Below are 12,193 nucleotides of genomic sequence, written 5' to 3'. Positions count from 1 at the left end.
TCGAGCCGCGTCCGCGTCAGCGCGGCTCCCAAGCGAGTTCAATGCCTTGCTCGACGAGCAGCCGCTGGAATTGCTCGAGCAGCCGTTTGTCGTTTCGGACGTCGCGCGGCCGGACGCGGTGCTTCAAGCAAAAAGCGGCAAGCAGGCCCGCCGATTCGCCGATATTCCATTCGACCGGATGCAGCCGGTAGCAGCCGTTCGTAATATGCGTCGTGCCGATGTTTTTGCAGGCGGCGAGCAAATTGTCGATCCGGATCGGGATGAGACTGCCGAGTGGAATTTGGAACGGCAGCGGCGAAAAATGGATGTAGTTGCGGTTCCCCGTGCTCGGATGCAGGTCGATCGCGTAATAGCCGACGCCGACCGAATCGGCGAACGGCTCCGCCCGGCCGTCGCTGTGGAACGGAGCCGTAATATGCTGCTCCAGCACGGTAAATTCGGCGCGGATGCGGCGCGATTCGCGGATGTACGGATATTTCGCCAGGCCGTCGGCCGTGCCGAGCACGTCCCTGCGCAGCCGCAGTCCGGGGTAGCCGATTTTGCCGTCCGGACGCGGCGCCTCCGTCTGCAGCCAATAGAGCAGCGACAAGCTGAGCTGCTTCGCCGCGTCCAGATGGCGCGCGCGCTCCTCCTCGCTTACGTCGATGATCGGCCCGATGAAGTAATCGTTTTGCGGCCAATTGACGATCGTGATATCGCTTTCGAACGTTCCTGGCGCGAACAGCGATTTGTCGGCGATTCGCCGATAGTTGAACAGCGGGAACAGGTCGTTTTCCGGAAACAGCACATACTGCCGCGCCTCGTGCGTAACCGGATGCGGACCGATCCAACCGAGCATCGGCCCGGGCCAAAAGTCCGGACGGTAGCTGCGCCAGAACGCGTAATCTTTCGGCTTGTCGATCGTATGATCTTCGCCTTCCCTGTAATCCATCGCAAAGCAGTACGTGATCGCCTGCATGTCTCGCGGATTGGCGGCGCCCTCCAGGGCTCGCGGCTCGCCGGTCTGTTCCCGGGACTCCGCGCCCGTCACGTATTCCGCCTTCGCGAGCGGCAGCACGTCGCCGCATTCCGTCGCGTCCAGCACGTAAGGGGCGACGAGTACGGATCGATCGCCCGAATCCAGGCAGCGGACCGTGACCGATCGGATCGTATCGCCTTCCGTCTCGACCGACTCCGCCGCATGGCGCAGCAGGATGACGAGACGGCCGCCGGCCACGTACGGCGCCGCCATTTGCGTCAGCACGGCGAGCGCCGTGCGCGGATCATGGCTGATCTTGCTGACGAGCGCGCTGCCCGGATTGAGCTGAACGTTCGCCCTCGCCTGCTCGGTCAGCGGAAAATGGCTGCGGTAATAGTCGCGTACCCCGTCCCGGAACCGGCGGTACGAGCGCGTGCAGCCGTGCGTTTCGATCCAGCGGTGCTCGTCGGGCGGCACCCCCTGGCTCGTAAGCTGCCCGCCGATCCAGTCCGTCTCCTCCGTCAAAACCGTTTTGTATCCGAGCGAAGCCGCCGCCAGCGCGGCCGCAAAGCCCCCGAGACCGCCGCCGACGACGGCGATGTCCGCATGCAATTCCCGTTTCATCGTATCCCCCGTTTCGTTGTTTCGCGCAAGGCTCGTAAATCAAACCTACTATACATCGGGGCCGAACGGCCGGTCTATTCAATAATAGACCGGATTTTTGTGCATTATCGATGTTCGGGGAAACGTGCGCCTCTCATGCGCAGGACTCAAAAGAAGGCTAACCCGGCTGGTTGATGACGCAGATTGGAAAAGACCGTCGCGTCGTCTCTTGCGGTTTGGAGGGAACAACCACGACTTCAAAGGCGACCTGCGGTTGTTCCGCGCTAGCGCCCATTCCTTCCGAGCTCCCGGGTTTCTCTGAGTTTCTCTGAGCTTGGCTTCCGTTCGCTTTCCCGGTTCTCGGACATGAGGCTAACGAACCGAACAATCGTTATCGGAGCCGAATGCGGGGGGGTGAATTGGTTTACGAACCCCTGTATCGCTATTGCCGGCAAATCGGATCGGTTTCTTCCGTTTTGGGCTTAATAGCGATGTCCGGATTCGTTAGCCTGAAAAACGATCGTTTTTTCCGCCGATAAGCATACTACGATCCGTTCCATCGGCCGACACGGTCCTTGAGCGAAGTCAAACCTCCTGTAACGAAAAAAACGAACATCCAGGTCCGCGGATCCGGAGGACCTGAATGTTCGTTTCGGGGCATTTGCCCGCACATCGCTTAATGCTGCTGCGACTTGGTGCGCTTCATGAAAAACGACAGCAGGACGGCGATTACGGCAAAGCCGAAGCCGTACAGGAACGCGTTGTGGACGCCGATGGCCGTCGATTGGGCGATTTGGGCGGGATCGGTCGGATTCGGCACATTGGCCAAATAGACGTTCTGACCGGACGTCATAATGCCGATGAAGAAGGCGACGCCGATCGCTCCGGCGACCTGCTGCAGCGTGTTCAATATCGCCGTTCCGTGCGGGTAATAGCGCGGCGGCAGCTGGTTCAGGCCGTTCGTCTGGGTCGGCATCATAATCATCGAGATGGCGACCATCATGCAAATGTGCAGCACGAGAAACGTGATCTTCGACGTATCGACGGATACTCTCGTGAAAAACCACATGATGACCAGCAAAAACACCGTCCCCGGAATGACGAGCGCCCGCGGGCCGAACTTGTCGAACAGCTTGCCCGTCACCGGGGAGATAAGGCCGTTGAGCAGGCTGCCGGGCAGCATGATCAGCCCCGACGCGAATACGGTCATGCCGAGCGCGCCCTGGAACAGGAACGGCAGCAGCGACATCGTCGAAAACAGCGTCATCATCATGATGATCAGCATGATCGCGGTGAGCGTGAACATCGGGAAGCGGAACGCCCGCAAATCCATCAGCGGCTCCCGCACCTTCAGCTGGCGGACGACGAACAGCAGCAGCGCGATCGCGCCGACGATGACCGTTCCGTACACTTGCGGGCTCGACCAGCCGCCGTGCCCTTCGCCCGAGCTGCTGAACCCGTAGACGATGCCGCCGAAGCCGACCGTGGACAGGACGAGGGAGACGACGTCGACTTTCGGCTTCGTCGGCTGCGACACGTTCTTCAAATAAATGAACGCGAACAGGATGGAAAAGATCGCGAACGGCAGCACCATGTAAAACAGCCAGCGCCATTCCAGCGAATTCAAAATGAGTCCGGACAGCGTCGGACCGATCGCCGGGGCGAACATAATGACCAGCCCGATGCTTCCCATCGCGGCTCCCCGCTTCTCCGGCGGATACAGCACGAGAATCGTGTTCATCATCACCGGCAGCAGCAGACCGGTGCCGGCCGCCTGCAGCAGCCGTCCGACGAGCAGGACGGCGAAATGCGGCGCGATGCCGCAGACGAGCGTCCCGACCGTAAACATCGTCATCGCGCCCAAAAACATTTGACGCGTCGTAAACCATTGCACGAGCAATGCCGATGCGGGGACGAGCACGCCGACGACGAGCATATAGCCGGTCGCCAGCCACTGCATCGTCGGAGCCGACACGTTCAGCTCGACCATCAGCTCGGGAAAAGCGATATTCAGCAGCGTTTCGTTCAAAATCGAGAAAAACGCGCCGATAATCAGCGAAATCAATATCGGCAGCCTCTTCACGTCCTGCAAATCGACGGACGCCGAAGCGGCGCCGGCGCTATTCGTATTCAAACCGTTTCCTCCTTCGTTGTTAGGCGACAAACCAAGAACCGTATTTTCATGTTAGACAGACGCCGTCGCTTCGACGGCTTGTACATGCCGGCCTGCCGTACTCCCGTTCGTTCCCCCCGCTTTCCGATCCGGTTCCGTTTCCGTTCCCCGTCGTTTGGCCTCCGGCTTATCGTAACACGCCTCGGCCCCGAACGTTTCTTTTCGATTGCTAAATTGACGCATGATCGCCGTCCCGGCGCCATACATTAAATGGATCGAAACTGGATACGGCGGAGGAGAGACGGCTAATGCAATATTATTACGGGGATAAAATGCCGCTGCGCATACTCGACGAAGGCGAGTTTTGGAAGCTGCAGGAAACCGAGCATACGGACGTAATCCGGGCGCTCGTCCCGAACCTGGAACAACCGTTCGTGGATGCCTTGAAGGCGTGGGAGCAGGCGCTGGCGCGGACGCAAGCGACGTTCGTGCGCTATATCGAACTCGTCGGGCGAATGGGATACAGCGTGACGCCCGAGGTTTACAAGCAAATCATGGATCTCGTACTGTTCGCCATGCGGCAGAGCGAACAGTTCATCCGGCTGCTGAACCAGCTGGGCACGGAAAGCGCCGCGATGAAAAACAATCCGACCGCCATCACCGTGCTTAACCATATTCGCCGCGAATCCGAATATTTTATCGGCATCGCCCAGGCGCTGCTCTCGGCCCGCTGTATGTCGCCAAACGATCGTTAAAGCGAACGGGCCGGCATAATTGCCATTGTACGATAAAAACCGCCTTTTTCCAAATGGCGGTTATTGTTTTAACCGTTTTTTCCGGTCGATTGCGCCGGCTAACGGTTCAGAAACGCTCCCGTATGCGATTCCGCGACGAGCGCCACGTCTTCGGGCGTTCCCGCCGCCATGACGCGACCTCCCGCCTCGCCGCCTTCCGGACCGAGATCGACGATCCAATCGGCCGCGCGGATCAGATCGAGATTGTGCTCGATCGCGATGACCGTATGTCCCGCGTCGACGAGCCGGTGCAGCAGGTCGACCAGCTGCCTTACGTCCATCGGGTGAAGTCCCGCCGTCGGCTCGTCCATCAAATAGAGCGTATGCCCGTTTCCTTTCTTGCCGAGCTCCTTCGCCAATTTGAGGCGCTGCGCTTCGCCTCCCGACAATGTTGTCGTAGGCTGGCCCAGCCGCACGTAATCCAAACCGACCTCGCACAGCAGCTTCAGCCTGTCCGCGATGTCCCCTTCCTCCCGTTCGAATACGGCAACGTTCTCGCCCGCCGTGCGATTCAGCAGGTCGGTAATATTGAAGCCGTTATACCGGACGTTCAAAACGTCGTCCTTGAACCTTCTGCCGCGGCAGTCCGGACAGCGCACCTCGACGTCGGGCAAAAAATGCATGTCGAGCTGCAGCGTGCCGAGTCCTTGGCAAGTTTCGCATCGGCCGCCCGGCGTATTGAACGAAAAATGTTTCGAAGCGAGCCGTTTGCTCCGCGCTTCCGGCAAGCTCGCGAACAAAGCCCGGATCGGCGTAAACAAGTCGGTATACGTAGCGATATTGGAGCGCGACATTTTTCCGATCGGCGATTGGTCGACGGCGACGATGCCGTCGATATGCCGAAGCCCTTCGACGCGGCCGTGCCGCCCGGGCGCGCCTCCCCCGCCGAAATGGAGGCGGCCCTCGGCCTCCAGCACATCGAACACCAGCGTCGATTTTCCCGATCCGGACACCCCCGTCACGGCGATCAGACAGCCGAGCGGAAAGGAGACGGTCGCGTTTTTCAAATGGCGGGCGCTCGCTTCGACGACGGTCAACGCGTTTCCGTTCCCTTTCCGCCGCTCCCGGACGGGCGGCCGCAGCTCCGATTCGCGCAAATAGCGTCCGGTCGCCGAGTCCGGGCACGCCTTCAGCAGCTCCGCCGTTCCGGCGCCGACGACGCGCCCGCCGTTTCGGCCCGAGCCCGGCCCGATGTCGATCAAATGATCGGCCGCCCGCATCACGTCCGGATCATGCTCGATGACGAGCACCGTATTGCCCAAATCGCGCAGCTGCTTCAGCATTCCGATCAGACGGGCCGTATCGCGCGCGTGAAGGCCGGCCGTCGGCTCGTCCAGCACGTACAGGACGCCGGTAAGACCGGAGCCGAGCAGCGAAGCGAGCCGCAGCCGCTGCGCCTCTCCTCCCGACAACGTGTTCGCCTGCCGCTCCAGCGACAAATAATCCAGGCCGACGCCGATCAGGCGACGGATGCGTTCCGCCAAGTCGTCCACGATCGGCATCAGCACGAGCCTGCTTTCGTCCGGCAGCCGGTCGCGCAGCCCTTCGAGCCATTCGAGCAGCGGGCGCATCGAAAGCGAGGCGACGTCGACGATCGACCTGCCTTCGATCGCAACCCGGCGGCTTTGTTCGCGCAGCCTAGCGCCGCCGCATCGTTCGCACGTTCGCCGGATGAAATAAGGCTCCAATTTTTTGGACGAACCGATATCTCCGTCCTTCTCCTCGTACCTTCTCAGCAAGTACGTGACGACGCCTTCGAAGTTGCCGGCTCCGACCGACTTCGGCGGCTTTTTGTCCGGAAAATGCCGTCGGAACCGTTCGCTGCCGGCCCCGTACAACAGCAAATCGCGCTGCGGTTCCCCGTACCGCTTGATCGGCTCGTTCGGATCGAAGGCGAAGCCGTAATGGGTGCCTGCGGCTTGCAGGACGGTGACATAATAATCGATAAAGAAACCGTCCCAGAACGTGACGCCGCCTTCCGCAACGCTTTTCTCCTCGTCGATCGCCAGCCCGATATCGACGGTCGTCGTCGCGCCTAGGCCGGTGCACGCTTCGCATGCCCCTTCCGGCTTGTTGAACGAAAAATGCGCCATTTTGAGCGGAACGAGCTCCGTGCGGCACTTCGGGCATCGCTCGGTTCGCCGCTGCGGTTCCGCCTCGTCCGATTCTTCGTCGTCCGCGCCGACCGATAACGGACCGGTTTCGAACGACGGACGGACCGGTTCCCCGCACGAAGGACAAGGTCGTACGCCGAGCCTGGCGTACAGCACGCGTAAATACGTAAATATTTCCGTCACGGTTCCGACCGTGGAACGCGGATTGCGGTTCGTCACATGCTGGCCCACGCTGATCGAAGGCGAAAGCCCTATGATCCGGTCGACCTTCGGCTTGCCGATAAAATCCGTGACCATCCCCATCGACTCCATATATTGGCGCTGGCATTCCTTCTGCAGCGTGTCCATCGCCAAAGTCGATTTGCCGGAGCCGGAAAGCCCGGTCAGCACGACAAGCTTGCGCTTCGGAATACGAATCGTGACGTTTTGCAAATTGTGTTCCCGAGCGCCGAAAATTTCGATATATTCGTCCGTCATGACTGTCGCCCGCTTTCGTTTCGTTATCTACAATCAGTATAAACGGGCGTACATGACAACGACTGTCATATTGAACGGCTTTTTGAAAACGGATGCCGTTCTTTTCGACGCATGCGGAAAAAAGCCGCCCTTGACGAAAGGCGGCTCGGCGTAACGCTGGGGTGGAGCGGTCAAGCTTGATCCAGCCGTTTGAACTCGTAGCCCTGCTCCCGAGCATAGTCGATAATGCTTCCCATCGCCTCGGCGTTGTCCTTGGAGACGGAATGGAGCAAAATGACGGCTCCCGGATGGAGCTGGGAAACGACTTTGTCATAGGCGTATTTTGCGCCGTACTGCTTCTTCGTATCCCAGTCCACGTAAGCGACCGACCAAAAGACGTTCGTGTAGCCGAGACTTTTGCTGACGGCCAGCGTACGGTCGCTGAATATGCCGCGGGGCGGGCGCAAATAGCGCATTTCCGTTTGGCCGGTGATCGACGCCACCTGCGTTTTGACGCGTTCGAGCTCGTTGGCGATTTTCTCGTCCGACACTTGCGTCATGTCGGGATGGCTCCATGAATGGTTGCCGATCAGATGACCTTCCTGCACCATCCGTTTCAGCAGCTCGGGCTGGTCTTCGATGTAATGGCCGGTGACGAAAAAAACCGCCGGCACCCGCTTCTGCTTCAGCACGTCCAAAATGGCGGCGGTATACCCGTTCTCGTAGCCGTTATCGAACGTCAAATACAACGTTTTTTGCGCGCCGTCCATCCGGAAAATGGCTCCGTGCTTCGCCAGCACGTCTTTGAAGCCTTCTTCGTCGATCGAAGCCGGCGCTCCGTTTTTGCTTTTTTTGAATCCGAAATGATAAGGTCCGTCGCCTTGGGCCGCGGCCGGGACGCACCACGTCGCCGCCAGCAGCAGCAAAAGCGCCGTTTTTGCCAAAAGCTTCGTCATTCGCTTCGGTTCCAGCTCCTTCCTGATCTTCGCTCCGTTGTCATTATTTGCAGGTCGGTCCGACTAAAACCGCGTCATTATTTTCCAGCTCGATCGTATGCGTCAAGGGGATCGTATGCGACAGCAAGGTCGTATGTAACAGCGGGATCGTATGCGACATCAGGGGCGTATGTGACATCAGGTCGTTTGCGACAGTGTGATCGTTTGCGACAGTGGTCGTTTGCGACAGCGGGATCGTATGCGTCAGGGGGATCGTTCGCGATAAAGAAGAGCTTTTTAGCGAAGACTTTCGATGAGGTGCATTCGTGTTTTGGCGGATTGGCGCTCTGGATCAATAGCGAAGCGCGAAGCGAAATGGAAAATCTCCAGCTATTTTAGGCAGTACCCCGTTTTCCGGTTATATGAACTGGAAAACATCCGGTTATTTTCGTTCAGACCCGCATTTTCGCCGGTACCGGGCTGTTTTAGCTGTAGTTTTTCCCGGTAATTCGAAACGACTCATGGAGGATAGCGAGTTTGCTGGAGGTTTTCCAGTTATATTCCGGTTGCCCGACTGGACGAGATTCGTTGAAACGTTTAAGAAAAACCGCCCGAAAGTACCGGACTGTCCTTTTAAACGAGCTGTCCTTTTATATGCAAACGCACACGTTAGTTATTTTCAAGATCGCTCTATCGGTCTGAACGGCGATCAATGTCGTTTTCGGCAGCTCCACGGTGACTCCGATCATCGTACGGCCTTCGATCACAACCGGCTTGACTTCCATCATGGCAGCAATTCCCCCTCTCGTCGCTACTTGTTCCATTTTATGCAGGACGGGCTCCTATCGTTAAAATGACAGGCGATCGTCCTCGTCCGGCGAGGATGAACACGTGATTTAGGCATACTATCGTCAACTCTGCCTAATCGGAACGCAAAAGACGACAAGAAGCCCGATGGAATCTGCCGGGTCTTGGGCGCTTGCGCCATAAGCCGGTGATTCGCTTGGGCTTCCCGATTGAACGAGCTGAGGGATTAAAATTAAAAAATTAGCTGTGTCGCCGTGATCGCGCCGTTATCGTCAACACCTATGCGGTACTTGGTCCCATTCGGGGATTTTACGATAAGCCCTTTTCCAGCTGCTTCCGTCTCGAAGTCGGATTGGGTCATTGTAAAATTGCCGCCCGGGTAGCAGTACGCCCATTTGGTCAAGTCGGTTCGCTTGTCGTAAAGATTGAAACCGGCACTTGAGCTATTGGAGGATATGTTGAAGTTGGCTTGTTTCAGTTCGAATTCCAGCGCCAGCCTGGTCTGCACGTAATTGGTCTTGAAGCGGGCAAATTCCGTCCCGTTGTCCTTGAATATATTCTCAAAGGCGAGCCATGACAAATACTCCTGCTTGTTGTGCTTGGTTTTGATCAGAGTGGACCGGACGGAATATCCCGAGAAGCTCCACGGATTGGAGGACCTGATTTTTTCCGCGTCGTAGGTGATGGCGATATATTTCGAGTATCCGTCTGCCTTGATGTGTGGCACGCTGGACATCGTTCCAAAAAAAGACACCTGGCATTCAATATCCTGAGCATGTTCCAGCTTGATATGGGCGTCGGTTACGTTAGAGGCGGAGTTCATATCGACAATAGCGCCGAAAACCCCTTTTTTATACCCTCCCGCATCGGCAACACCCAGTACAATATCGTTCGTTACGTTCAGCTCGCAATACGTCTGAATGCGCAAATCGTAAAAATTGCGGGCGATTAATCCAATGTTGTTGCGCTGAATGGCTCCGCCGATCCATGTTAGACGGTGTCCCGCCTTGTTATATTTGTAGTCAGGATTGATATCGACACCGATGTTGCAGTATTCGACCCAACTGTTCATCGCGCTTGTTTGCTCGGGGTGAACGAGCGCGATTCCCGTATCGCACAGCCGTATATAGGTGTCGTCAATAGAATGACCGTAGCCTTCCAAATAAATCGCCCTCTTGAAGCCTTCCAGCCGGCAATCGCGAATTCGCACCCACGGGTTATTGATCAACTGTGTCGAAGCCTCGTCACCGATGTATATGCCGTGGTTCGTGCCGTTCCGGCTTACGTTCCCGTTCCCGTCCACCCCGTTCCCGATCAAATGCAGCCTTTCAAAGACGACTTCGAACGGCCAATCGTCACTCCTGCTCTCAAACAAGCCTGTCCCAGCCGGACCTGTATATTTGATGCGTGTTGCAATCCGCGATTCGCCAGCGAACGTCAGTCCTTTTCCGATCTGCAGGGGAGCCGTTACGACATACTCCGCCCCCGGATTGGGGAAATGAACGATTCCCGGCATATCATTAAAGCTTGAAATTGCCGTTTGAATCGCTTGAGTGTCGTCGGCTACCCCGTCGCCCACGGCGCCAAAATCCATGACACTGACGAACTCCCTTAATTTGTCGCCAACCGTGTGCTGCGGTTGTCCGGCGGCATAACGGTACGGCACTTGATCCGCATCGGGAACCGGATCAACGCCTCCGCCATAGGTTGCTCCGGTAACGGACCGTTTGCCGCTTAACGCTTCGGACCTGCTCACAAGTCCACCCGAAGCTAACGCGACCGTAGACAAACCGAGAGCGGCGAGCATCTTTCTGCGGCTGACTTTTCGGTCAATGGCGCTGTGCGATGTTTTTACCGCTGCAGCGTCCCTTGTGCAACTCTCTCCCGCAGCATACGATCCATCCATATGGTTCGTTACGAGTGGATGTTGCCTGAGCGAATGCTCTGCTTCTTTTCCTTGGTGGTCCTTCATACCCGTTCCTCCTCATCGGCTGTAGTTCGTCCCTTCTACTTTCTTTTTTGCTTTTCCGCCTCTACGACCGCCTTCATTTCCTCCTCGGCTTCGCGCAGTGCGGTATTCGCGTCTTTTTGTCCCAAGACGGCCTGCTTGTAAGCTTTGTTCAAAATCGGTCTCACCTTCGCCTCATATTTGGAAAAGACCGGAGTTGGTGCGAGTTTGTTTATGGTGAAAGCGTTCGTGTTTTTCCCTTTGAGCGCATTCAAGTCTCGGCCGATCTCCTTCTTGATCTTTTCGTTTTTCATCAGAGTCGGCCGGCCGGTCAGAGCACTTTCCTTCTGAACGCTTTCCGTAAACATCTCCGCCACAACCCGAAAAGCGAGATCCTTGTTTTTGACCGTGGGTGAGATCATGAACAGCGGTGCGATCATTTGTGTTGCCATGCCTGGCGCTTCCTTGAAAGTCGGCATGCTCACCATGTCCCAATTAAAGCTTGGGTCATTCGCTTGCTCGATCGCAATAACCAGATTGTTGGCCACATACATCGCCACATTGCGCGTCTTCATAAAGTCGTTTTGACCGTTATGGAAGCTTTTATCGTCCAACTGATTGCCAGGCACCTCATAGAAACGCTTCCAATTTTCAAAAAGCGATTTCCATTTCTCTGCGTTTTGCAGCGGCATATCCGTCACCGGATCCAAAATCCTCAAGGAAAGCGGATTGGCATCCAGCAGGAAGCTATGGCTCATTTGCATCCCCATGTACTGCACACCGCCAATGGAGCGGGTTACTTTTTTGGAAAGCTCCAGCGCTTCGTCCCACGTCATGCCGTCCTTCGGGTATGAAACGCCCATCTGATCAAAAATATCTTTGTTGTAATACAGCAATGGCGTATTGTTATTGGCCGGCAGACCGTAAATTTCCCCTTTGGGGGCCATTTTCCGGACAGACTCCATGACGCCGTCCTCGAAAATGGATAAATCGAATCGATGACGTTTGATCAGCTCTGTCATATCGTATTGCAGTCCGGCGTCGATTATCGTCTGCAGTTGCGACGTGCCGGCGTGGATGAGATCCGGCGGCGTCCCGGCCGCCAGCAAATCTTCAAGCGTGGATCCTTTTACGTTTTTGATCATCTTCAGCGCAATATTCGGGTATTTTTTCTTGATCGGCGCTTCAATCAGCGTTTCAAACGTAAGATCACCGATGCCCGCCAGGTTGAAAAAGGTCAGTGTCGCCGGTTCTACACTTACGACCGTCGTTTTCTCGTCCTCCTTGTTCGCTGCCTCTTTATCGACGGCGGTATCGCCGGCACCACATCCCGAAAGAAGTGATGCGAGTAAAACAAACGCCGTTGCAATGGTCACTTTTGAAGTATGCATGTTACCAATCTCCTTACGTTGTGATCAACAAGTAAACGGTCCCGGATTGTTCCGGCCGAAGACGCTTCCGGTAT

At 56.7% G+C, this 12,193-nt stretch carries 8 protein-coding genes; 1 reads left to right on the top strand and 7 read right to left on the bottom strand.

Features of this window, described 5'->3' with window-relative positions; translation table 11 throughout:
* Window positions 1-16: 16 nt before the first annotated feature.
* Together PV407_RS27110 and PV407_RS27105 are read right to left on the bottom strand one after the other, a co-directional pair.
* Complete coding sequence (locus PV407_RS27110) at window positions 17-1,582, bottom strand: FAD-dependent oxidoreductase (protein WP_332093127.1); 1,566 nt, start codon at window positions 1,580-1,582, stop codon at window positions 17-19.
* 655 nt (window positions 1,583-2,237) lie between these two features.
* Window positions 2,238-3,653, bottom strand: coding sequence for an MDR family MFS transporter (locus tag PV407_RS27105; protein ID WP_442951714.1), 1,416 nt, complete (start codon window positions 3,651-3,653; stop codon window positions 2,238-2,240).
* A 329-nt stretch (window positions 3,654-3,982) separates the two neighbouring features.
* Between PV407_RS27105 and PV407_RS27100 the strand changes: the two genes are divergently transcribed.
* Window positions 3,983-4,429 carry a DUF2935 domain-containing protein gene (locus PV407_RS27100; RefSeq protein WP_332093125.1) on the top strand — a complete coding sequence of 149 codons (447 nt, stop codon included), beginning with the start codon at window positions 3,983-3,985 and terminating at the stop codon, window positions 4,427-4,429.
* 98 nt (window positions 4,430-4,527) lie between these two features.
* Here PV407_RS27100 and uvrA read toward each other — a convergent pair whose 3' ends face one another.
* From uvrA to PV407_RS27075, 5 genes are all read right to left on the bottom strand, one after another.
* Window positions 4,528-7,059 (bottom strand): excinuclease ABC subunit UvrA, encoded by a 2,532-nt coding sequence (gene uvrA, locus PV407_RS27095; RefSeq protein WP_332093124.1) that lies wholly within the window; start codon window positions 7,057-7,059, stop codon window positions 4,528-4,530.
* A 170-nt stretch (window positions 7,060-7,229) separates the two neighbouring features.
* Window positions 7,230-7,994, bottom strand: a complete 765-nt coding sequence (gene pdaA, locus PV407_RS27090) for a delta-lactam-biosynthetic de-N-acetylase (RefSeq protein WP_332093123.1) — start codon at window positions 7,992-7,994, stop codon at window positions 7,230-7,232.
* A 629-nt stretch (window positions 7,995-8,623) separates the two neighbouring features.
* Window positions 8,624-8,761, bottom strand: a complete 138-nt coding sequence (locus PV407_RS27085) for a hypothetical protein (protein WP_332093122.1) — start codon at window positions 8,759-8,761, stop codon at window positions 8,624-8,626.
* A 251-nt stretch (window positions 8,762-9,012) separates the two neighbouring features.
* Entirely contained in the window at window positions 9,013-10,752 is a 1,740-nt protein-coding gene (locus PV407_RS27080) for a glycosyl hydrolase family 28-related protein (RefSeq protein WP_332093121.1), read from the bottom strand.
* 35 nt (window positions 10,753-10,787) lie between these two features.
* On the bottom strand, window positions 10,788-12,119 hold the full coding sequence (locus PV407_RS27075; protein WP_332093120.1) for an ABC transporter substrate-binding protein: 1,332 nt from the start codon (window positions 12,117-12,119) through the stop codon (window positions 10,788-10,790).
* Between the last annotated feature and the right edge of the window lie 74 nt (window positions 12,120-12,193).

It is taken from the genome of Paenibacillus sp. GYB003, assembly GCF_036577625.1.
Taxonomy (GTDB): domain Bacteria; phylum Bacillota; class Bacilli; order Paenibacillales; family NBRC-103111; genus Paenibacillus_AB.
The sequence above is the reverse complement of the archived record's forward strand: the minus strand, read 5'-3'. Positions and strand labels throughout refer to the sequence as shown.